The organism is Kocuria sp. PD6 (genome assembly GCF_031844145.1).
In the GTDB taxonomy this organism is placed as follows: domain Bacteria; phylum Actinomycetota; class Actinomycetes; order Actinomycetales; family Micrococcaceae; genus Kocuria; species Kocuria marina.
In genome coordinates this window covers 35,953-57,639 of record NZ_JAUZUS010000013.1, presented here as the reverse complement: position 1 = coordinate 57,639, position 21,687 = coordinate 35,953, and the positions used below count along the sequence as shown (strand labels likewise).

Here is a 21,687-nt window from a genome sequence, read left to right as displayed (position 1 = left end):
CCGCATATGTAGCTATATAACAGTTCATAAATTTGTTTTACGAGTTTATTAGACGGAGGACGCAATGACGGTTCTTGCCTTGCCCAGCCCTACCCTTGACGATCTCGCCTACCTCATCACCCCCGTTCACGCCTTGCAGTGGTGGCTCGTTGCTGTCGTTCTCCTCTTGACCGCCACCCTCCGGGCCTTTCTTCGGTGGTGTGACTTGACAGGAGTTGGCACCCCTTCAGGCCCCGAGCAGGGCGCCGCGGCGGGAACCCAGCTTGAAGACAAGCTGCCTCGCCGCTGACCGAGTGCACCAACCAGCTCCCTGTCTTTCGCCAGCGTGCGCAGATGTATGTCATGGACCGTCGAGACCATAGTTATTGTGTTTGTATTATCCTTTTTGTAAAATCGTACTAGTCAGCGGGGCAGACGGCCCCACCATCACCGACGCAGGAGGCATCATGGCCACCATCACCGCTCTTTTCGTTCCCGCAGACGCCACAGCTGAGCCGGAGCTGCGCGAGCTCGAACGCTCCACCACCCTCGATGCGCTCCAGGCTGCCGTGGGCGGTTACGTCGAGGTCGTGCATCTGCCGGGCGTGAAGGCAGACATGTTCATCAACGAGGAGGGCAAGCTCTGCGGGAAAGCTTGCAACGTGCGGGCAACTACTTTGGCGGGGATGCTCTACAGCGGCTTGGGCCTGGGGGACTACATCGCCGGGGACGCCGTCATCACGGGCGCCCCGGACGAGGACGGCGACGCTACGGGCCTTGATCCTCTCCAGGTTCACGAGCTGACTGGTGCCCTCCAGCAGATTTGAACCATCCCGCCACCCGTGTGGGGCCCGCTGGAGGCATCCCTGCCTCCAGCGGGCCCCACATCGCGTTGTGAGCGCGCTCTAGGAGCGCTCCCGGTCGTTGGGCCCCCACATGCCCACCCAGCCCGTACAGACCTCCCAGTAGACGATGTGCGCCACTGGCTGTCCTGACCTGTCCCTGACGACGTCCATGGCTTCGCCCACTGCCCACTGCCCGTCCGGCGGGTTCCCGCCGGGCCAGGTCGCAGGATTGATCTCCCACGGCGGGTACGGGATTCTCCGCCCTGACCCATCACCGGCCGGCTTCGGAGGCTGCACCGTCTCCGCCCACAGCCGCCCGTCACCGCTGACGATCACGCCACGGTCACGATGACCCGCCTCTGCTGCGGATCTTGCCCACGCCGCGAGCGCCGCGCACCGCTCGGGGTTCAGACCGTGGTTGTGCATCGCTACCCGCGCGGTGCGCATGTAGTACTCGGTCGCTTCGTCCTCCGTGGTCATCACGTTCTCCTGGGGCCGAGTGCTGTGCGCGAGCGGTTACGGCGCCCCGTGGGGCGCCAGTGAGTGTCTGGTCAGGCGTGGTTGAGCATGCGGGCGTAGGCCTTGAACAACACCTCCTGGCGCTGCTCCTCGGTCGTGAGCTTCCGGGGCGCCCCAAAGGCCTTGTCCACCTCGCGGTCCAGGGCGTCGTGGGCGCGGATCAGGGCGGAGTCCATGGCCAGCGGGGAGTAGTGCGCGGCCAGCGAGCGCTCGGGGTGCAGCGCGCGGGCATCGAGCACCTTCTGTCCCGCAGCGGTGATTCTGGCTCGGGTGGCATCGTCCAGGTCGGGGAAGGGGAACGTGTACCAGGTGAGCGTGGACCCGAACCGCAGGTCGGATTTGATGCGCCCGCCGATGGCTTTCTGCCAGGCCAGGAACATGGAGGAGGACAGCGCCGCGAACTGGAGGCCGTCAGGGTCGGAGATGGTGAAGTTCGCATCCCCGGCGATGACCTCGGGATCGAAGCGCTTGACGGTGAAGTACCGGCGGTTCTCCGACACGTGCCGGGGAATGCACACGTAGGGCTCGTCCCGTTTGGCCAGCTGCCGGAACAGGTGGTGGTGCGGATACTCCCTGGTGGTGGCTGCCTTGGAGCGGCCCCGGAAATCGCGCACTGCCTCAATCCGGGCCTTCAGCACCGGGGACCGGCGAATGTCCTCCGGGTCCATGTCCTCCAGCCACAAGCACCAGCGGTCCACATCGTGCAGCAGCTCGCTGGCCCCCACGTAGGGGTGGACGTACTTGGCCGCCACCGGATCGGCCATCACTTCCGCGTAGTCCGCAGGCTCCACGATCAGGTTTCCGCCGTCGCTGGGCATAGAACCACGCCATGTCTTGTCCAGCACAGGGGAGAGCATCTTGGAGCGCTTCTCCACCAGCAGGTTGGGCCCGTCCACCAGGTACGCGTTGATCCCCTGGGACACGGGCACTTCGCGCGGTTCCGCCCATGGGTTCTCGTAGTCGAACAGCCGGGCCCGTGCTGCCCGGTCGCGGTCGAAGCCCACGATCACACAGTGGACCGCGGCCTGCCCGGGGGCTTGGGAGTCCCAGGCGAAGGTGCGGTGGGCGAAGGCCACCCGCCAGCCTTCCGAGAAGATCAGCCCGAACAACCGCGGCACCTGGTCTCCCTGGGTGATCGAGTTGGTGGTCACGAACGCGAAAGCCCCGCGGCGATCACGGTAGAGCTGGAGGGCTTTGGCGTGCCAGCTGGTGACGAAGTCCAGGCGGGAGAGCTGGTCGATGTTGCCCCAAGCGTGACGCATGTCCGCCAGCTGTGCCGCGTTGCGGGTGTTGTCGCCCAGGAACGGGGGATTGCCGAAGACGAAGGTCTGGCCGGTCGGTTCGGGCAGGATCTCCTCCCAGTCCAGGCGCAGCGCGTTGCCGTGGGTGATGTGGGCGGTGATGGTGATGGGCAGACGCTCCGGGGCCTGGCCGATGGCCGCGGCCAGGCGCAGGTTGGCTTGGTGGTCCACGAGGAACATGGCGGTCTCGGCGATCTTGGCCGGCCACCAGTTGATCTCGATGCCGTAGAACCGGTCGATGGTCAGCTTCTGGTCCAGGGTCGCGTCCAGGCTCATGGTCATGCCCTGGGTGGCCGAGTAGTCCTTGGAGCGCCGGCGCTTCTCGGCGAGCACATCGGTTTCGATCTCGCGCAGCCGGGCGTAGGCGACATTGAGGAAGTTGCCGCCACCGCAGGCGGGGTCCACGTAGATGTTCGCCGCCATCTCCTCCAGGAAGCTGTCGAACTCGCGGGCGCTGGTGGACTTGTTGCGAATCAGCCGGTCCGCCCGCGCCCGGTAGTCATCCAGGAACAGCGGGCCAATGGTCTTGAGAATGTTCTCCTCGGAGGTGTAGTGCTCCCCCGCCGCGCGGCGGGCCTCCCGGGACTTCACGAGCTGGAACATCGCCCCGAACACCGACACCGAGATCCGTGACCACTGGAACCGGCACGCGGCCAGCAACGCCTCACGGGTCTCCGGGGTGAACCAGTCCACCTCGGTGGCATCAGCGAAGATCCCACCGTTGACGTAGGGGAACTGGGCCATCAGCTCCGGGGTGCGCGGGGAACGCCGGGCGGGCGGTGTGTTCAGGTGCCGGAAGAGGGCTTCGAGCTGCGTGGAGAGGCTGTCGGCGGTGGTCTCCTCCAGCACCCACTGGTAGAACAGGTCGCGGCGCCACAGGCCGGCGTCATCGCCGTAGAGCATGAACAGCAGTCGGGTCATCAGGATCGAGGTGCGTTCGGCGCGCTCGTCTTCTTCCTCGCGGGTGCGCGGGGCTTGCTCACCCACGGTTTCGTCTGCGTCGTCGCCGAGCACAGAGGTATAGAGCCCGGCCATCAGGCGGGCGGCGACGATGGAAGCGTCTTCTTGCTCCCGGTGCGTGACCGCCTCCAGGCCGATGAGGAACTTCAAGGTGTCGTAGTGCTGAGGCAGCTGCGACAGGGTGAAGCGCACCTCGGGTTCGGTGCCGTCCAGGCGCAGCACGCGGAGCTGCTCGAGGTTGGTGGCGATCGCGTACTTGGGCCACTCGGTCTGGGCGATCCCGCCGCGCAGGTAGTCATTGATCTGCTCCACCGCGTCATCAAGATCCACGTCGAGGCTCTTGGCCTCGCCGATGGCCACGCCGACCATGAAGAAGTCGATTCGTCCACGCCGGCCCGTGGAGGCGCGGGTGGCGTCGCGCTCGAACAGGTCGATCCGTTCGGGGATGATCCCGAAGCACCGCAGCAGCGCTGACCAGAACTGCTGCGCGTACTTCGTCTCCGTCGAGCTCTCCCCCGTGGAGCGCCACCCGGCGATGCGCTCTCCCCAGCCGGTCGCAAAGCCTTGCAGGTTGGCGATGATCTCGGCGCGGCCGAGCTGATCTTGTGACATATGCATGAGAGTACGGGCGCCGATGCCCGCCCGCGCCTACGACTCGCGTTCCCGGTCGATGTGACCCCGCGGGGCGTCATCGGGGCGGGTCGCGAGCGCGCGGGGCACCCTCTTTTGCGGGGCCTTTTGTTCATCTTATGAACTTGCTAATCTAGTCCATAAAATTATTTGTTGCACTTAGATCGACCCGCTCGCCCAGGAAGGACCGCATCATGCTCACCATCTACACCACCCCCGGATGCACCGACTGCAACGCCACCCGCAAGGCCCTCACCCGCCGAGGACTGCCCTACCGCACCGTGGACCTCACCACCGACTCCAAGGCCATGGACTACGTCCGCGGCCTCGGGTACGCACAGGCACCCGTGTGCGTCACCGACACCGGCGAGCACTGGTCCGGCTTCCGCCCCGACCGCCTCACCATGCTCGCTCGCGCCTGACGTCCCTCGTGACTCCGCTGGCTTTTCACGGGCTCCAGGTCGCCGTGCTGATCGCCGTTCCTCTGGCTTGCCGAGGGGCGGCGATCTTGGCGCGTCCCCGCGGACAGAACGGGCTCTCGCCCCTGCTGCGGGCGCGCCTAGCTCATTACACAGCGAGTCCGGCGCGCGCCGATGACGCGTTCACCCGTTGCGCCCCGCGCACGCAGCGCCGCATGCTTCGCCACCTCCGGGGGCAACGTCGTGTGGAGGCCTACATGGCCCTCGTGCCCCTCACCGCCGCGGCTATCCTCGCGCTGGCCCTGGTGCTCCTCGGCGCACCCCGGGGGCTCTGGAGCGCGCCTTACCTGGCCGTTGTCCTGGCCCTGTCCGGCGCGCGGGCAGCGGGGCGATGGATGGCCCTCCAAGATCTCTACCTGCGTGCGCGTGGTGAGGTAGCTCGCCGCGGGGATCTCGGGGATCTGTAGGCGCAAAGACCGCGCCCAGAATGGGGTGGTTCATGGGCTCTCTACCGCTGCGCGTCCCGAACGCTCGCACCGATCCCAAGTACACCCCCCAGCCCTTGAATGGCAGCGGCCGGCGCCCCACTGCTGCGCTCGCGTCCGGTGAACGTCTGGCGACGATAGTCCTTCCCGACTATCTGCCCCACCCATATCCTTGTGGTCTGCTATGCCCACGAACCCGGGCGGAATCCCTCTCTCCGCTGCATGCGCATCCCCCTCTCGCCTCTCTAATCACACAGGAACAGCCACTATTAGAGCAGGTGTTTCACGCACCCATTTCCATAAAAACGGAATATGGTCCATTGTGTGAAAAGTAAGAAGCAATACCACCTCTTGAAAGGGAGATACACATGAATGATTCAACGGTTATCCAGTCCATGCCCACCATCAACGGCTCGCCGGAAGACGGTCGTAGTGATTCGGAGGCCGGGCGCATCATTGCCGAGAACATGGAATGGGTTATTCGCCCATATGAAGGCATCTTTGATGCTGACGGCAAGAAGGTTGCCGGTGGTTTCGAGGAGCTGGGGCTCGCCGCCCGTGAACTGGGCATGACCCTTGTGGACGAGCGTCACCCGTCCCGCGTGATTGGTGTTGACTGGGGTATCTGTGACAAGCTTCGCCCCGAGAACACCGCCGCGAGGCTGCGCCAGCAGATTGCCTCGCACAACGGGGCGCCCTGGCACACCTGGTGATGCCACAGGGGGCTTAGCCGCCCCCTCAGCAAAGCGCCCCTACCGTATGTTCACGGTAGGGGCGCTTTTTATTTTGTAACTCTGCATGCGCCTATCGTTGGTCGGCGAGCATGATAACCGCCACGACCACCGCCACCGCCAGCACACCAAAAACCGTGAAACCAAACACGACAGGGATTGTGGCGAGCAAGACCCACGCTCCCACAATCGCGGGCGTGGCCACGCCCAGAGCAATGGGAACAAGGTCTACACGCGACTCCGTGCCCCCATCGAACAAACGGGACCAAATGCGCCACAATGCCCACGCCTGCGCCGCAGCGGCCGCCAGAACAACACCGACCACCTTCCACAGCTTCCCACGGAATGAGTTGGCCGGAAGGTGATTCAAGATCTCGAAGATTTGATCTCCGAACGCCCACAGTGCCGTCGCAATCAGCGCCACCATGGCCACGACAACCACTACCTGTAGCCAGGTCGCCATTTCATCCCAGGCCTCACGGACCCACCCCACCACCATCGGAGCCACCGCTCCGAGCATGACCAGCCACAGCACGGCCAGGCCAAGGTTCATCGCCCACTCGCCCCCATCCCAGACTCCCGTCACGAAGTGATCCGAGAGGAACGGGGGCGCATCAGTCGATCGAGTCAATAACATCAGGTCTCCTTCGTAGCGGGGCACACCCAACACACCCCAGACTCCGCATCACTTCCGCATCGCTACGCCGGGGCACTAGCCCGCGAGCGCCGGGTGTTGGTGGTGATGGAGCGGATGGGGGGTATCAGCGCCAGGATGCCAGCGGTGAGGGCGAGGATACCGGGAAGGGCCGCCCACCAGGGGGGCGTCACGGCCGCGGCGGCGATGATCCCGAGTCCCAGAAAACCGACGATGGCTGCGCCTATGAGGCTCACAGCGTCGAGGGTTAGCCAGAGGACGATCCCGGGGAAGCGGCGGTGAGCGGCGATCTCTCGGGGCACGACTCTGCGCACTGCCAGGCGTGCGAGTGCGACGAGAGCGAGGGCGCCCATGCCGATGTATCCGGCGAAGCTGACGGTGATGGCCAGGGCGAGACCGCTGAGCCAAGAGAGGGACAGCAGACCCGTGACGATGATCTTGCGGAGGCGCTGCATGACCCTACTCATGGTCGCCCCCAGCGGGGACAGCGACCTCGGCGCCGGGCATGGACGGGGTAACCACCCCGGCGTCCACCCGGCGCTTCACCGATGCGGCCATGGCCATGCGGATCTTCTCGGCAGCCTCCCGCGCACGGGCCAGGTGGATCAGGGTGGAATCCCGGTCACGCTCGCGGATCTTCTCGTGCTCCAGGTAGCCGGCATGGACAGCTTCGGTGCGGCGCACGCGGTTCAGTCGAGTCGCCAGCTGCGTAGGGTGTTCAGCCGCCAGGATGTCGGGGGCAGCAGCGAGCACGGCGGGAACTTCCGCGCGCTCGCGGACCCATGTGCGGCGCAGGGTTGCTTGCAGGATGGTCAGCGCGGCGAGGAGGATTCCCAGGGCGATGAGCAGGGTGGGCAGCATCACGACTCCTTATCATTTACACACCTTATTGAATCATTGTTTGAGTTCATCATATAGTGGTTGAGTCTCATGCGATACCGCGTGACCCATCGAATCGATCCCCGAAACCACACCGGAGCGGACATGGAAACCCAGGAAAACACCGTCACGATCACCGCCGATGCGCAGCAGGCCGGCGGATGGTGGACCGCACGCGCCACCAGCCACGAGCTACCGCCTGCCACGGCCCGTAGCCTGACCTCTGTGACGACGCAGCTGAAGAAGATCGCCGGGGACATCCTGGGCGTCCCCCAGGAGGGCATCGACCTGACGGTGAGCACCGAGCTGCCCGATGACGTCCAGCTGCTCGTGGACCAGGCTGGCGAGCACCAGCAGGAGGCCGAGGCCGCAAGCCGCCAGGCGCGTGAGAATCTCCTCCGCGCGGCCGTGGAGTTGAAGGAGACCGGGTGGCCCGTGCGTGACATCGCCTCGCGGCTGCGTCTGTCGAGCAAGACCATCACAGAGGCCACCAGCCGCGGCACCGATGCTCCCGCGGCGGCCGCGGAGACCGAGGACGCGGTGGAGACTGAGGACGTGGCATAGCCCCATGTCCGCGGAGTTCTGCGCGCTCTGTGATGCGACCGGCCTGGACACCGAGTTCTGGGCCGGTCGCCTCCGTGTGCCCGCAGCCGAGATCGACCGCTGGGGTACCCCCACCGGGGCCCCACCCCGGGCCGTCATCGACCTGCTGGACACCACCCTTCAGTGGCAGCACTCCAAGCTGGAGCTGCTGGAGAGCACAGCGCGCGCCGGCCAACGTGTCCATTTGCTGCGCTTTCCCGACGAGCTGGACTTCATCGCCACCTATGGGCCCGCGATCCCGTGGAAGGCCCACGAACACCTCATTGCCCAGGCGTATGCCCGGCTGCGCGTTCTCCAGCTCCCTGCCGTGCTGCACGACTTCGACGCCGTGGCCTTCCACCAGTGGCTCGGACCCTGCCCAGACACCCCTACTGCTCGTGCTCGGTGGCTGGCGGGGCTCACTGACACCGAGGGGGCCTTGGCGCGGGCGGATCGGCTGATCGCGGAAGCGTTCCAGGGTACGACGTCCCCCCCAGGCACCTGAGACCACCGCGCGCAGGCAGAAGGCGGGCTTCCCCCGAGGGGGGTGGCCCGCCTTTTGCCTGCGCTGATCTAGAGCTGGTCGTGGTCCACGGCTTCGTGGATCACCTCCAGGGCTTCGGCTTCGAGCACGTCCCGGTCCTCGCTCGTGCAGGTGAAGCCGCCGATGGCCGCGCTCTGGTAGCCGCAGGTGGTCACGGCCCAGGCGTCGGGGCAACTGACGATCCGTACCACTCGGTAGGTGGCGGTGTCCGTCTCGATCTCGAATCCGTGCTCGGTAACGGTGCTCATTCCTCGTCCTCTCCGTAGTCCACGCGGCGCTCCATGCGGTCGCTGGCCTCGATGTCCAGGCTGGAGACGTCGCCGTACTCGTCCAGGGTCAGCACCACGCGCTCGTCGTCGGTGTCCTCGATCTCGGTCACCGTCGCGAGGTTGCCCGAGTCCAGCAGCACTTGGTCTCCGACGCACAGCGACTCGGCCATGACTCCCTCGGTCTCGAAGTCCTCCCCGCCGCCGGCGTGTTCGGTGACTTCGCCCGTGGTGGCGAACTTGGTCTCCTCCTCGTCCTCGTCTGTTTCCTCCTCGGGTGCAGCCGGGGTCTGCGGAGGTTCGTCCGTCTCGTCGTGATCGTCGGCTTCCGCCTGCGCCGTGGTCGCGGCGGTGTCCTCGTGGGAGAACAGCTCGAAGTCCTCACGAGAGATCGGCCAGTCGTAGCCGACGAACTTCTCCGAGGCGAGATCCGCGATCTCGTCCAGGATGCGTCGGTCCTCGCTGCCAGCCTTCGCCTCCCACGGGTCATCGACCCAGAAAGTCTGCACCTCAATAGGGTTCGAGCCGTCCGGGGACGCGATCGCGCGCCCAGACACCAGGGGGGTGTCGGTGCCGGTCCAGTAGTTGTCCCACAGCATCTTGGCGCCCTGGCCCGAGAGGCGGGAGAGCGAGATCCGGTGGCGCAGGTTGTCACGTGCCCCGCCCTCGAACATCTTGGCGTCGGGTCGCTGCGTTCCGATGACCACGTGGATGCGCGCGGTGCGTGCCAGGGCCAGGATGTCGGAGATCTGTTCCAGCCACATCGGGGTGCCGGTGCGCTTCTTGCGCTTCACGTTGCCGTTGGCGTCCTCCTCCTCGTCGTAGGAGTTCTTCCACAGGGTCGTCAGCACGCGGTTGAGGATCGCGTACTCGTCGAGGATGAACAGGATCTCGCCCAGGTCATCGCGCTGGACCTTGCGATGCTCCACTGCGGAGTAGCGGCGCATCATCAGCGCGTGCATCCGCTCGATCATGTCCGCCATCTGCTCAGGGCTGGAGGCGATGCCGCCGACCCCGGGGAATCCCTCGAACGGGCGCAGCTCCACACGCTTCGGGTCACAGGCGTAGACCGGGATGCCGTGGCAGACGGCGCCGGTCACCAGCGAGCGCAGCACGGTCGTTTTCCCGCCGCCTGTGGGGCCGATGACGAGGGTGTGAACGGTTTGGGCGTTCAGCTCCCACCCGACCAGCTTTCCGTTCTCGTCCTTGCCGTAGTACAGCGTGGGCTTCTTGGTCTTGGGGTTGCGGTACAGCTCTGCTCCGGGGTGGCGCAGCAGGGAGGGCATGACGGGGCGTTGCTCGAAGATCGCCACGTCGCGTTCCGGCTCGAAAACGCTGCGCCACCGTCCTCCCATCTTGCGGTTCAGGGTGCTCTCGACCCGGCGGTGGAACATGGGGTTCGAGTCCTTGGTCATCGCCCCGTAGCTGACCTCGATCCGGCGGGGCATCGGCAGTGCTTCCTTGGTGGTGCTCATGCTGCGTTCTCCTTCTCGGTTTCGTCCCAGTCCGTGACCGTCACGGTGATCTCGGTGCCGAACATCGGTCGCAGGATGTCGTGGGCGCGCTTTTGCGCCGCCTCCCGCTGGAGTTCTTCGCGGTCGTTCTCGGTGGTCGCCGACCAGGCGTCGATGACGACGCGGCCACGGCGAGTGTCCCAGGTGCTCGTGACTTTCTCGGCCTCGATGCGCTGGCGCACCATCTCCTCCACACGACGCCGCCACTCCGGGTCGCGGTCGGAGATTGAGTCGGGGTAGTCGATCTTCACCCGGCGCGGGCGCCCCCTGGAGAAGCGGGAGGCGCGCAGGTCTCGCTTGGCGTCCCAGGACGGTCCGAGCAGCGGTGCCAGGCCGGCCACCAGGCGCGAGGTCCGCGACCCGCGCAGCCGCAGTATGATCCGCGCGACGGTGACCAGCACCGCCAGCACCGAGAAGATGACCAGGGGAACAACGGCCAAGCGTGTCCACGCACCCCACGAGGGATTGAGCAGCACGGCCACCGAGAGGATCACGACCACACCGATGACCCCGGTGACGGTGCGCATCGCCCGTTGTCCCAGGGACTCCTCGGAGCGGCCCGGGGTGGCAGATTCGGCACTCATTTGACCCCACCCCCCTTGACACCGTGTGCTAAACTGGCACCTATATTTGCTTCTGGCAAGGTGGCCCGCCGCCGCAGGCGAAGCAGAGAATATAAAGAGTGCCAGTTTGCCTCACTGTTTCCGGGGGATTCTAGATTGCGCAGGCTTTCTTGCTTGCATGCATTCATCCCGCGCTTGCCAGCAGACTTGCATGCATGCCGCATGCTGGCGGGCACGAGAAAACCGCTGCCGGTCCCCTGCCCTTGAAGTGCTGTCCTGGATATCATCGGGTACTCACTTCCCCTTCTTGTTCTTGTCGGTCAGCCCGTTCGTACCCCCGGTGCTCGTGGGGTTGTCGTTGGGGATTTCCTGCTTGGCACCCTTGGTGGAGACCTTCAGCACGGATTGGTAGTTCCCGCACTCTGTGGTGGCCGAGGCGGCTTCCTTCGTCTCCTGGTTTTCAGCCGTCACGAGGTACAGGCCCTTGGTGCCCTCGATGGTCATGGGGACCGAGGTGTAGCGGTTGTTCGCCCGGTTCAGTTCCTTACCCGTCCAGTCCACGCTCTGGGAGGCGGCAACCTTGTCGTCGTCGCATCCGGCAGCGCGCAGCTCGGGTTCGGTGCTGTAGGGCCCGTGGACGGTCAGGCGTACCGGCTGCTTGGTGTCTTTGGGGAAATCGCCTTTGAGAATCACCGCAACGTCAAACGGTTTTCCCGGCGAGGTGGTCAGCGTTTGCTCCCCGTCAGCGTTGAGGTTTCCATCCAAGAACACCTGCGGTTTGGTCTTGACGGTGGTGGCTCCGTTGGGGTCGTCACAGGCTGAGGCGTGGCCCTCGGTGCTCAACACCAGCTGATATTTCCCAGGCTTCTTCACCTGCACCGCGCCGGAGGTTTCCCCGTCTCCGAACTGTCCGTCGGTGCTACTGATTTCCTCTGAGCAGTCCGTGGGGTTTCCATCGGACCCGGCGGTGTAGACCCCGACGTGGTACTTCTGGCCCGCGGGTGCGTTGCCGGGGTTGAGCTTGAAACCGATGGCCTTGTCCTCGGTGGTCTCCGGAACGGAAAGCACCGGGTTGGCCGCCTCGGGTGTGGCGCTTTCAGAGGCCTTCAGCGCGCTTCCTCCCCCGCATGCACTCAGGGTCAGGGCCAGGGACGCGGCGGTGACGCTCATCAGGGTTTTCGTGGTCTTACGCATGGTGTGTCCTTCCGGTTGCGGGGGTCTATTTGCTGGCCTTGTCGGGCCACGCGCCCTTCTTTTTGAGGATGGAGGTGGGGTCTATGTTGTCCTTGTGCTCGTACCAAGCCTTCATGTTTGCCCCGGGCTTGTAGATCTCGAAATGCAGGTGTGTGATGAACAGTGAACCGACGCTGTCGCCTTTGTTTCCCTCGGTGCCGATGATGTCTCCGCGTTTGAGGGTTTGGCCGGCGTGCACGTCGATCTTGTTCAGGTGGCAGAAACCGAATCCGAATTTCGGTTCGGTGTTGGCAACGGCGAAAACACAGCCGTCCGGTTCGTACAGCTCGGTGACCTTCATATCCACGGGGGTGATGATCTGGGTTCCGTCCCCGTAGCCCGCTCCGGGGGAGGAGAGATCCACGCCGTAGTGCATGCCGCCGTTTCCTGCGTCCACGCCGTTGATGGAGCGGGGGCCGTAGTCCGATGCCTTCTGGCAGCCGGGGCAGGGAGTGGTCCACTCCCCAGAGCCGAGGTCACCGTTCCACTTGTCGGCCTTCTTGCAGGCCAGGGCGTTGAGCGTGCCTCCCGTGCCCGATCCGCCGCTGCCGTTGGACTTGGCTTCTTTGCCGTCCTTGGTTGTTTTCCCCGAGAACGAGGTGTCCACTCCAGCCTGTTTGATGACCGCATCGGCGTAGCTGTAGTACTGCACGTAGTGCGAGGGGTCTTGGTTCTTCTGGACCTTGTTGGCGGCTTCGGTTGGCTCCATGTCCTGCCAGCCGGGGAAGTCCAGCAGTCCCTTGTTGCCGCCGGCCCCGTTGAGAAATGACTTGGTGGCGTGGGCGGGGTCCATGACCTCTTCCTTGGTGCCCCAGCCCATCGAGGTCTGCTGCTGGAGGAAGCCGTAGCTGGTGGCCAGGGAGCCGTCCGGGTTGCGGGTGCCGGTGTCCTGGTCTCCGCGGTTGAGGTTCGTCAAGGTGGACTCGCCGTAGCCGACGATGGTGATGACTCGCACCGCGCGCCCGTCCACGCCCTCCTCCTTGACGACCTTCTCGATGGTGCGCACGATGTCTTCCTGCTCCTTGGCGACATCGGCCGGGGGCTTGGGATCGCCCTTGGATGTGGAGCCCCCGGAGTTGACGCTGTCGGTGCAGCCGGCCAGCTCCAGGTTGAGCTGGTTCTGCTTCTCGTTGCCGCCGAGGATGGACACCAGGATGCCCGCGCCCATCACCACGGCCAGGAGCAGCCCGATGACCAGGAACACCGCCGCGGCGATCAGCCGGCCTTTGAGTTTGAGCAGCTGCATGGGTCACCTCGCCGCGGTCCAGCCGCGCTCCACGGCATCGGTGATGATCCACCCCTTGTCGCCCTTCATCGCGGTCACCTCGTAGGTGATCTTGATGGGCTGGCCGGTCTCGGTGGTGACGGTGGCCGTCACCGGACGGGACCACCGGATCTTGGTGTCCTTCGGGGCCCCGGTGAACGGGGCCTTGCCCACGCTCACCGCGGTCACGGTGGAGTCGCCGCGACCGTCAAGGGCCGTCTGCGCGTCCGCGAGCTGATCTGCGAGCTGCTCGTTCGTCAGCTCAGCGCTCCACTGCTTCCACTGGTCATCACCCTCGCGGCGGGAGAGGTAGGAGCGCAGGAAGGCTCCGGCGGTGGAGTCTGCTTTGGCGCGGTTCGCCTTGGGCTTGGACGGGGCGGGCACCGACAAGGCCGGAGACGGCTTCTCGGAAGCCGAGTCAGAGGCCTTCGGGGACGCATCGGAGGTGGGCTGACCGTCCGCACCCAGGGGCCCGGCTTTGACCTGCCGCCAGGTGAGCCCATCATCAGTAGCGGAGGCGGAGGCCACCGGGTGAGCGTTGGGCTTGTCGTTGCCGGCCTTGCTGAGCATGTGGACCCCGAACGCCAGGGCTACGATCACCGCGGCCGTCGCGGCCAGGCGCATCGGGCTACGCATCGCCCAGCGCAAACCAGCCCCGGCGCGTTTGCGCGTGTACCGAAAGAGGAGGATGCCCAGCGGCTTGATGCTGTCGTTGAAGTAGCTCATGGCTTACCGCTCCTGCGTCTCTCGGGTGACGGTCTCGGACTCGGTGTCGTTGCGCTCGTAGTAGGTCTGCGAGCCCGGCACGAAGATGTGCTGGTTGAAGGCGGTGTTCGTGGTGGCGTCCACCCGCGGGTTGAAGTAGACCCCCGAGTTCGCGTCCCGATCCATGCGCACGATGTCGGTAGGGATCTCCTGGTTCTCGTCCAGCACCTCCCCGCGCTGCACCCCAGGGGTAGGAGCACCCTGCTGCGCCTGAGCAGCCTGGTGCGTGGAGGCAGCCCGGTCGATAGCCGCCACGATGCGGTCACCCATGATCCGCTCGCCGTGATCGTCCCGGCGCTGGTTGGCCGCTTCGGCATCGGCGGTGTCCACGGCGTGACTGCCGCCGCGGTCCTCCCGCTGGGCTTGCGGCTCCGCGGACAGTTCCGCTCGCGGCTCGGCCGCCGGGGCGGGGCGAGGCGCAGTGGGGGCCTCGTCGGGGTACGCCGCCTCCGGATGGGCCACGGGCACGGGGGTGGACGCTGGGACCGGTGCCGGGTCCAGTGCCGGCGCCGTGGTGGCCGGAGTGCCAGTGAGCGCCGGGGCGTAGTCGGGACCCGTGTGGGTGGTGTGCTGCCGGCGCCGGGGGCTCTGCTCCTCGTTCTGCTGCTCGGTGTCGTCCTCGGCGTTCGCATCCCGGGTGCTGTCCGGGGCCGACTGCTTGCCGGGCCGGTTGCCGTTGAGCAGCGCCCACGCCCCCATCGCCATGCCCATGGGGTTGAGGTTGGAGGCCCCGTGCATGGACTGCTTGACCGAGGAGGGGCTGACCATCTCGGTGAGACTGCGGAAGGGCTTGGTGAACTTCCAGAAGATGTAGGTGACGATCGCGGAGAAGAACAGCATGGGGGCGAAGTCCAAGTTCTTGGCCATGAACGCGATCAGGGTGGTATGCAGAGCTGCCAGCACTCCGAACACGATGACGTTGATCGCGGCAGCGCCCACCATGTTCAGGCCCTCCTTGGCGACTCCGCGGGTGACGTGCCACACCCCAAGCACCGCGAAGATCGGGCCGATGATGGGGATGAACCGGAAGATGAGCTTGGACGCGAAGATCAGCGCTTCGGAGGCGATGCGCACGGCGGAGACCAGCCCGGACTGGATCAGCGCGGCGAGTCCCACTCCGGCCCGGTTGTAGCCCTGGCCCTTCATGAACTGCTGGAGCTGCTTGTCCTCGCCCTTGCCGAGCTTGTTGTAGATGTCCTCGTAGTCCTTCTTCTTGTCCTTGGGGTCCACGTCGGTCTCGTCGTAGGTGGTGGCCGAGGCCTTGTAGAGCTTGGTGGCCCAGGTGTCCGCTCCGGCTGCGGTCTGGTCGTCGGAGCCCAGCGCGCCCTTGGCCCACAGGGGATAGAGGATTTGGTCGTTCATGATCGCGCCCATGGCTTCGTCGGGCTCAGCCGTGATGCCGGCTGCTTCCAGGGCCTTCTGGTCCGCCGTGGAGGTGACGTTGTGCCCGACGTCGTCGATGGCGTGGGCCACTGTCAGCGGAGCGGTGCCCACCACGGCCAGGAAGCCCACCGAGGCCAGGAATGCCCCGGCGGTCATCATGGACTTGCGGACCTCCTTGGTGAAGGACCAGGCGAAGAGCATGACCGCGGCCAGGAGGATGAACATGATGAACCATTGATCCACTACCAGCGTGCGGGTGAGCTCGGAGAGCTTCACGATCATGTCGTCCAGCGGTTGCAGCACCGTGCCGGTGTTCGTGTTCCACGAGTGCAGGCCGGTGGCGGCTGCGGCTAGCCATTTCGCCAGCCCCAGGCCCGCGTTGCCGATCTTGGTGTCCATCATCGCGTCGGGGTCACCAGCCCACTCGTTGCCTGCGATGGGCCCGCCCAGGTCGCAGGCGTGCCAGGTCAGCCCGGAGTAGCCGTAGTCGCCGTAGAGGGAGTCTCCCTTCATCGTGGCGCTGCGGTGATCGAGCAACCCGGTCACACCTGAGCCGGCGGCATCGGGCACCCCTTCGGGTTGGCACTTGGCGTAGGCCGCATCGGGCAGGATGACCGCGAGCAGCACCCCGACGAGCGCGGCCACGGCCAGGAGGTAGGCCCTGTCCCGCGCGGCGTTCAGCAGCCGCAGAGCCCAGGTCTGGGTCGTGGTGGTCAGTGTGGCGGTCATGGTCTCCCCTGCCATTTACTCGGTGGTGCTCGTGGTGGCGGCAGCCGCCTCGGCTTCGGCTTCCAGGTCCGATTTGGGGCGCGAGTTCAGCGCCTTCTTCACGTGCGGGTGGGCGTCGGTGTCGATGACCACCCGCTCGTGCCCGCTGCCGTCGAAGAAGATGAAGTGCCGGCGGTCGGCGATGGCCTCGGCTACGCGCTCCTCCTCGGTCATCTGCTCCTTCTCCGCATCCGACTTCTCCCGGCGCCGGTCGGTGGCCGGGCGCAGCTGGCCCAGCAGCGTCTCGTACCCCTGGTTCAGCGGCACTCCCATCAGCTGCAAGGCAGCCTGCTGGGCACGTTCGCCCTCGGTGTGGCCGATGAACACGGTGCCCACGAGGTTGTCCAGCGCGTCGGGGCTGCCGGTGCCCACCTCGAAGTGGGTGACGTCCTGGGAGGAGAGCAGCACGCGGGCGTTGAACTTGCGGGAGTCGGTGGCGGATTTGGTGATGAGGGTCTTGCCGGCGCTGATGGCCGAAAGCGTCTTGCCCTCGTCAATCGCCAGGCCCTTGCGCTCGGCGCGGTCGCCTTCGTACATCCGCGACTGCACCAGCCACGCAGCCAGCTGCACCACGGCCATGGACAGCCGCTCGGTGATGGTGGTGTCACCGGCGGTGATCGAAGACTCCTTCGGGATGCGGATGCCGTTGAGCGTGTAGACGTTGAGCATGGAGTTGTCGTCCACGTCCAGGTCGTCGTCGGTGGGGGCCGGTTCCCCTTCGGGCGGGAAGATCAGGCGCCCGATGGGGGTCTCTGCGGCTTGGCGCAGATCTTCCAGCACGTCCCCGGCACGGATGCGGTGCTCCTCGGTCAGCTGAGTCTCCAGCTCCCCGGCCTCGATCTTCTCCAGGGCCACCAGCACGTCGGTGGCAGTGGAGGTTCGCACCGGCTCCACCTGCTTCAAGGCGCGGGTGATGACGGAGGCGGTCACGCCCCCGGCGTCGTTGAGCAGCTTGGGGCTGATGAAGGACTCCAGGATGTCGCGCATCAGCGAGCGGCGGGTACCGCGGGCGGCGGAGAGCTCGCGCTGGTACTCGGTGTCGGTGTCGTAGTGCTCGCGCTTGGGGTCGGCCACCACGCGGTAGGGGCCCAGCTCGCCGCTGCGGCCGCGCATGAGGTTGATGTAGCGTGAGCGGTTTTTCAACTCGGGCAGGTCGCACAGTCGCCCGAGGCGGTCGGAGGGGTCCAGGACGTTGAAGCGGGTGCCCTGCATCACGGCGCGGTAGACGATCGAGCCGAGCACGTAGGACTTGCCGCCGCCCAGGCCTGCGGCGATGACGGTCAGCCCGGAGCGGTCGCGGGATTCCATGTCCCGGTGCATGTTCCAGGAGAAGCCGCGCAGCGCGGAGCCGGCGGTGTAGCCCAGCGCGGCGCCGTCCTTGTCCCCGATGTTGGCGGTGCCCTGGGGGATAGCAGCGGCCAGGGTCTTGACGGACATGGTGCGGGAGAAGCCGGAGTTCTGGAGGCCTTCACCGGGGATGAACTCGCGGCCGACGTGCCACTGTGCTGCGGTGCGCTCCAGGTCTGCCTTGGAGCCGTAGAGGTTGCGGATCTCTGCCACGCGACGGTCCAGGGCGTCGAGGGTCGGGGCGCTGACGGCCACGCGGTACCAGCCTTCGGTGCGGACCTCCAGGCCGCCGTGGTCGCCCTGGATCTCGCCCTGGATCTGCTTGCCGAGGGTGTTCTGTCGCTTGAGCATTTCCGGGGGATCTTGCTTGTGGTCGGAGACGTAGTGCTCCATCTGGTCCCGGATCTTGTTCATCTGGTCGATGATGAACTTGTTCGTCTTCGTCGGGCTTTGGACATCGAAGATCGCGGACCACTCCACGGGGTAGGAGACCGCATCGGTGCGCTGCATCCACCCGGAGTCGATGTTCTCCGGGATGTTCTGATCCGACAGCCGGGCCAGGGTCAGCACGGAGACGTAGCGGGTGACCGGGCGCTCCTCGCCTTCCACGGTGCCGGTGACCTTCACGTACCCCTCGTAGGGCTCTCCAGTCATGCGAGCGCGGTTCTGCAGCAGCTCGACAGTCTTGGGCTCGTAGTCCTGGGCTATCCCGATGGCCGCGCACGGCAGGCCCAGGGACACGGAGCGGCGCAGCAGCCACTCCATGTCCTCGGTGGTAGCCGCTGTGGCAGCCAGAGAGGAGCCGGCGAGCACGTAGTTCAGCTCCGCGATCTCGCTGGCCAGCTCGTCCACCTCCCGCTGGGGGTCTTTGGGGAACCGGCGGGCGGTGGCCACGCGCACCCCGAAGTACACCCACTTGTCGGAGAAGTTCGCCCGGCGCAGGTGCTGCTGGTCGCGCATGAGCATCCCGGAGCAGGAGGCTTCCTGGTCCTGACCGTTCTCGATGGGGTTGCCGTTGCGACGCGCGTCGTCCCAGGTGCGCTCGGCCCACTCGTAGACCGAGTGAGGGCGGGTGCTGATGCGGATCTGGCAGCGCCGGCCCACGAGCTTGGAGTAGGCCAGGGCGTCGGCGGAGATCAGCCGGTTGACATGGGAGACGGGCATGAAGGAGTTCGAGCGCTGCCCCATCACGTACCAGACCGTGACCTCACTGCCGGTGAGGGTGACGTTGCCGATGGTGGAGCGTAGCTCCAGCGTCAGCTCGTCCCGGTCGGGGGTGTCCTTGCGCCGGCGGGCTGCGCGCTTGGCGTTGCGCTGCGCGGCGTCCTTGTCCGGGTCGCTCTTTCCCCCGCCGTGGATCAGAGCCACCGCGCGCCCCGCGAAGCGGGCGACGGCGTTGGGGTCGCCGAAGTTCTTGAAGCGCTCGCGCGGGCTCTTCTTCTCGGGCGCTGCGGACGAGCCTTCCTCCGCACTGGGGGTGCTCTCGTCCGTCTCTGTGGCGCGGGTGTCGGTGAGGGTCATCGTTGGCGTCTCCGATCGATGAAGCCGCGAACGCGTGAGGCACTCACGCGCTGGGCGACGATTGCTCGGCCGGTGCGATCAAGCTGACGGCATTGGTCGGGCGAGTAGCGGGTGGTGTGCAGGGTCAGCACGTGGGAGTAGCCGGCGTCGGCATCCTCGCGGGGCACGGACAACTCTTGGTAGGCGGTGATGCCGTTGACGAGGATGCCGACGTCGTCGCGGTAGTACGCGTTGAAGGCCTTCACCGAGAAGTAGGTCAGCAGGAACCACACGAACTGGAAGGCCAGCTCGGTCATGGGGAAGCCGAGGAAAAGCATCACCGCGAACAGGGTGAGGCCCACCACGATGATGGTCACGTACTGGCGGTAGGTGGCCACCCAGGGCAGCCGCTTGTTGGGTGGCCCCAGCCAGGTGCGGTCGATCCTGCGTAGATCGTCGTCGGTGTAGACCCTCATGGACTCAGGCGCCCAGGATGCCGCGGATCCACTCGCCCACGGCCTCGTAGTTCAGGGCGATTGCCAGGAACGCCATGGCGAAGAGTCCCAGGCCGAGCTTCAGCATGAAATCGCGGGTCTTGCCCGAGTTCGCGGCCCAGAACAGGGAGATCGACAGGATGATGATCTCCACGATGATGATGTTCTCGCGCAGCCAGTCGGCAACGCTCTGTCCAGAAAACATGGGGTCTCCTTCGTGTGCTCCCTGGTGATGGGAGGGGCTTCGTTTACAGTCGATAGTCTAATATAGAGATACTATCTCATCAATAAGCGAGTCCATGGAAGCCGGACGGATGTTCATGGAGTCGTCTCCACTCGCAAACCGGAAGGAAAGTGGTCAAAATGGGACCCATGCCGAAACTTGTGCGCCCCGCGGATCAGCCCGAACAGCTCGAACACTTCATCGCTGTCTTCGGCAACAGGGCGCGGATGTCGGTGGTGCGTTTTCTAGAGAAAAACGGCCCGTCACTGCGGGTGGACATCGCAGAAGCCACGGGGATCGCCAATCCGACGCTGGGCAATCATCTGGCCGAGCTGGAGCGCATCGGTGTCGTAGAAGCAGACCTCCCCGTGGAGCGCAGGCGCGGGCGCACCATTCGGTATTCAGTCAGCGAGAAGGCGCTGCGTTCACTGATGTCTGCCCCAGAGGCCTACATCTTCAACGAGGACTAGACCCGAGCCACCCGGATCATCACGTACTGCCCGCCCAGACGTTTGAGCCACAGGTCAACGGTGATCTGCTCCCCGGCAGCGCAGCGCAGGGGCACGTCGTGCATCACGGTGACCGGGCGTTCTGTCTCGGCGCTGCCAAGGATCTGGTCCAGCTCGCCATGGCGGGAAGGGTCTATGAGGTCGCGCACATCGTGCTCATGCAGACTGGGCAGACCGGCATCCTCCCAGCTGGGGAAGGACTGCACGAGCTCGCCCGTGTCGGCGCGGATCTGCGTCAGCGGCACATCGGGCATCAGCTCGATCAAGGCCGTGGCTTGATCGGCTGGTGTCGGCAGGGCTTCGGGAATGATGGGGGCGAACTGCTCGGGTACCTCACGCACCATCCCGAGGAAGACGGTCGTCCCATCAGTGCCGCGGGTGTTGCGCGCGGTCAGCTCCACCACCCGGGAGGGCAGCCCAGAGGGGTGGATGGTGTAGCTGACCGTGACAATCCCCCGGAATGGCCCTTGGGCAGCGGCGTCGATCAGCCGTTGGAGCTTGTCCTGGTCTGCCGCGTCCACGAACCCGATCAGCCACTCTGGGGAGGGCCGGTAGACGGCCCTGTTAGTACCCGGCACGCGCTCCATGTGCGCTTCGTGCATGCTGTAGAGCGCCACGAGGGATTCGTCCCAGTAGATCTCGCGGTGGTCGCTGATGCGCCATTCCAAGGCGCCAACGTGGGGCTTGGCCGGCAGTCGTTCTTCAACGGGCACAACGGTGCCGTAGGCCCCGACCGGCACCCCTGAGTAGGGAGAGCACACGGGCTCGACGTAGACCCGTTGCCGCGTCCCCTCGATCACCTCCACATCATCGAAGCCTTGCCCCTTGAAGGCTGCGTTTTCCAGGTGTTGGTGCAGGGCGTACCTGAGGTGCTTCGGGAGGTTCTTGCGCACGGATTTTCCCGGGTATCGCGTATCTCCGACTTGAAGCAACCGAATGGTGCTGTGCTCGGGGTCGGTGTCCACGATCACCCAGTGATGCGTCATCACGTCCTCTCTCTTGGGAGGGTTCATGTTACTTGCTGGTTGCATGGAAAAGCGGCCCTCGTTATCGTTTTCCGCTAGAAGCCGTGCAGGGCGGATGCCCGAGCTGCTGTCCCGAACGTGGGTACTTCTGTACCCACTGACCTGGAGGTAGCTCACTGTGTCTACGACCCGTTTTCGTGACCCCGCCCCTGTCCTGTCCTTGTTGGCCTGCTCGGAAACTCTGGCGATCTTGCGCTCGATGTCTGACTGCTGCTGGGCCTCTGCCTCCGAACTGTCGGAGGCGACTTCCCTTCCGATCAGCCGCGTCTCCGAGATTCTTTCCTCCTTGCAGACCCGGGAGTTC

Annotated in this window: 23 protein-coding genes; 7 read left to right on the top strand and 16 right to left on the bottom strand. The window is 65.6% G+C overall.

All coding sequences use genetic code 11. The annotated features are described in order from the left end of the window. Window positions 1-446 precede the first annotated feature (446 nt). The gene (locus Q9R22_RS11780; protein WP_311254267.1) at window positions 447-806 is read left to right on the top strand and encodes a DUF3846 domain-containing protein; all 360 of its coding nucleotides are present in this window, start codon (window positions 447-449) and stop codon (window positions 804-806) included. Between the two features lie 78 nt (window positions 807-884). Here Q9R22_RS11780 and Q9R22_RS11775 read toward each other — a convergent pair whose 3' ends face one another. Beyond that, window positions 885-1,304 (bottom strand): hypothetical protein, encoded by a 420-nt coding sequence (locus Q9R22_RS11775; protein ID WP_311254266.1) that lies wholly within the window; start codon window positions 1,302-1,304, stop codon window positions 885-887. A 71-nt stretch (window positions 1,305-1,375) separates the two neighbouring features. After that, window positions 1,376-4,216, bottom strand: a complete 2,841-nt coding sequence (locus tag Q9R22_RS11770; RefSeq protein ID WP_311254265.1) for a DNA methyltransferase — start codon at window positions 4,214-4,216, stop codon at window positions 1,376-1,378. A 212-nt stretch (window positions 4,217-4,428) separates the two neighbouring features. On the opposite strand from Q9R22_RS11770, the gene Q9R22_RS11765 reads away from it, so the two are divergent. The 3 genes from Q9R22_RS11765 (at window position 4,429) to Q9R22_RS11755 (ending at window position 5,851) form a co-directional block, all read left to right on the top strand. After that, window positions 4,429-4,656, top strand: coding sequence for a glutaredoxin domain-containing protein (locus Q9R22_RS11765; RefSeq protein WP_311254264.1), 228 nt, complete (start codon window positions 4,429-4,431; stop codon window positions 4,654-4,656). Window positions 4,657-4,868: 212 nt separating this feature from the next. Further along, window positions 4,869-5,120, top strand: a complete 252-nt coding sequence (locus Q9R22_RS11760; protein ID WP_311254263.1) for a hypothetical protein — start codon at window positions 4,869-4,871, stop codon at window positions 5,118-5,120. A 386-nt stretch (window positions 5,121-5,506) separates the two neighbouring features. Beyond that, window positions 5,507-5,851 carry a hypothetical protein gene (locus Q9R22_RS11755; RefSeq protein ID WP_311254262.1) on the top strand — a complete coding sequence of 115 codons (345 nt, stop codon included), beginning with the start codon at window positions 5,507-5,509 and terminating at the stop codon, window positions 5,849-5,851. A 91-nt stretch (window positions 5,852-5,942) separates the two neighbouring features. Here Q9R22_RS11755 and Q9R22_RS11750 read toward each other — a convergent pair whose 3' ends face one another. The 3 genes from Q9R22_RS11750 to Q9R22_RS11740 form a co-directional block, all read right to left on the bottom strand. Next, the gene (locus tag Q9R22_RS11750) at window positions 5,943-6,506 is read right to left on the bottom strand and encodes a hypothetical protein (RefSeq protein WP_311254261.1); all 564 of its coding nucleotides are present in this window, start codon (window positions 6,504-6,506) and stop codon (window positions 5,943-5,945) included. Window positions 6,507-6,568: 62 nt separating this feature from the next. Beyond that, window positions 6,569-6,979, bottom strand: a complete 411-nt coding sequence (locus Q9R22_RS11745) for a hypothetical protein (protein WP_311254260.1) — start codon at window positions 6,977-6,979, stop codon at window positions 6,569-6,571. Window positions 6,980-6,983: 4 nt separating this feature from the next. Continuing rightward, window positions 6,984-7,388, bottom strand: coding sequence for a hypothetical protein (locus tag Q9R22_RS11740; protein WP_311254259.1), 405 nt, complete (start codon window positions 7,386-7,388; stop codon window positions 6,984-6,986). Window positions 7,389-7,508: 120 nt separating this feature from the next. On the opposite strand from Q9R22_RS11740, the gene Q9R22_RS11735 reads away from it, so the two are divergent. Beyond that, complete coding sequence (locus tag Q9R22_RS11735; protein WP_311254258.1) at window positions 7,509-7,967, top strand: hypothetical protein; 459 nt, start codon at window positions 7,509-7,511, stop codon at window positions 7,965-7,967. A gap of 4 nt (window positions 7,968-7,971) precedes the next feature. After that, on the top strand, window positions 7,972-8,490 hold the full coding sequence (locus Q9R22_RS11730) for a hypothetical protein (protein WP_311254257.1): 519 nt from the start codon (window positions 7,972-7,974) through the stop codon (window positions 8,488-8,490). Window positions 8,491-8,558: 68 nt separating this feature from the next. Here the strand turns inward: Q9R22_RS11730 and Q9R22_RS11725 are convergent, their stop codons facing one another. From Q9R22_RS11725 to Q9R22_RS11680, 10 genes are all read right to left on the bottom strand, one after another. Beyond that, the gene (locus tag Q9R22_RS11725; RefSeq protein ID WP_311254256.1) at window positions 8,559-8,777 is read right to left on the bottom strand and encodes a hypothetical protein; all 219 of its coding nucleotides are present in this window, start codon (window positions 8,775-8,777) and stop codon (window positions 8,559-8,561) included. After that, a complete protein-coding gene (locus Q9R22_RS11720) occupies window positions 8,774-10,270 on the bottom strand; it encodes an FtsK/SpoIIIE domain-containing protein (protein WP_311254255.1) in 1,497 nt (498 codons plus the stop codon). The genes Q9R22_RS11725 and Q9R22_RS11720 overlap by 4 nt, the downstream gene beginning before the upstream one ends. Beyond that, complete coding sequence (locus Q9R22_RS11715) at window positions 10,267-10,893, bottom strand: hypothetical protein (RefSeq protein ID WP_311254254.1); 627 nt, start codon at window positions 10,891-10,893, stop codon at window positions 10,267-10,269. The genes Q9R22_RS11720 and Q9R22_RS11715 overlap by 4 nt, the downstream gene beginning before the upstream one ends. Before the next feature lie 273 nt (window positions 10,894-11,166). Continuing rightward, on the bottom strand, window positions 11,167-12,066 hold the full coding sequence (locus Q9R22_RS11710) for a hypothetical protein (protein WP_311254253.1): 900 nt from the start codon (window positions 12,064-12,066) through the stop codon (window positions 11,167-11,169). 25 nt (window positions 12,067-12,091) lie between these two features. Continuing rightward, window positions 12,092-13,351, bottom strand: a complete 1,260-nt coding sequence (locus tag Q9R22_RS11705; protein ID WP_311254252.1) for a M23 family metallopeptidase — start codon at window positions 13,349-13,351, stop codon at window positions 12,092-12,094. Between the two features lie 3 nt (window positions 13,352-13,354). Continuing rightward, window positions 13,355-14,095, bottom strand: coding sequence for a hypothetical protein (locus Q9R22_RS11700; protein ID WP_311254251.1), 741 nt, complete (start codon window positions 14,093-14,095; stop codon window positions 13,355-13,357). Between the two features lie 3 nt (window positions 14,096-14,098). Then, the gene (locus tag Q9R22_RS11695; protein WP_311254250.1) at window positions 14,099-16,246 is read right to left on the bottom strand and encodes a hypothetical protein; all 2,148 of its coding nucleotides are present in this window, start codon (window positions 16,244-16,246) and stop codon (window positions 14,099-14,101) included. A gap of 15 nt (window positions 16,247-16,261) precedes the next feature. Next, window positions 16,262-19,153 carry an ATP-binding protein gene (locus Q9R22_RS11690; protein ID WP_311254249.1) on the bottom strand — a complete coding sequence of 964 codons (2,892 nt, stop codon included), beginning with the start codon at window positions 19,151-19,153 and terminating at the stop codon, window positions 16,262-16,264. Then, entirely contained in the window at window positions 19,150-19,608 is a 459-nt protein-coding gene (locus tag Q9R22_RS11685) for a hypothetical protein (RefSeq protein ID WP_311254248.1), read from the bottom strand. Before Q9R22_RS11685 ends, Q9R22_RS11690 begins: the two co-directional genes overlap by 4 nt. Window positions 19,609-19,612: 4 nt before the next feature. Further along, window positions 19,613-19,831: a hypothetical protein gene (locus tag Q9R22_RS11680; protein WP_311254247.1), complete on the bottom strand. Its 219-nt coding sequence runs from the start codon at window positions 19,829-19,831 to the stop codon at window positions 19,613-19,615. Between the two features lie 167 nt (window positions 19,832-19,998). Between Q9R22_RS11680 and Q9R22_RS11675 the strand changes: the two genes are divergently transcribed. After that, the gene (locus Q9R22_RS11675) at window positions 19,999-20,319 is read left to right on the top strand and encodes a winged helix-turn-helix domain-containing protein (RefSeq protein ID WP_311254246.1); all 321 of its coding nucleotides are present in this window, start codon (window positions 19,999-20,001) and stop codon (window positions 20,317-20,319) included. Here the strand turns inward: Q9R22_RS11675 and Q9R22_RS11670 are convergent. Further along, window positions 20,316-21,371: a hypothetical protein gene (locus Q9R22_RS11670; RefSeq protein WP_311254245.1), complete on the bottom strand. Its 1,056-nt coding sequence runs from the start codon at window positions 21,369-21,371 to the stop codon at window positions 20,316-20,318. The two genes, Q9R22_RS11675 and Q9R22_RS11670, sit on opposite strands and share 4 nt — an antisense overlap. Between the last annotated feature and the right edge of the window lie 316 nt (window positions 21,372-21,687).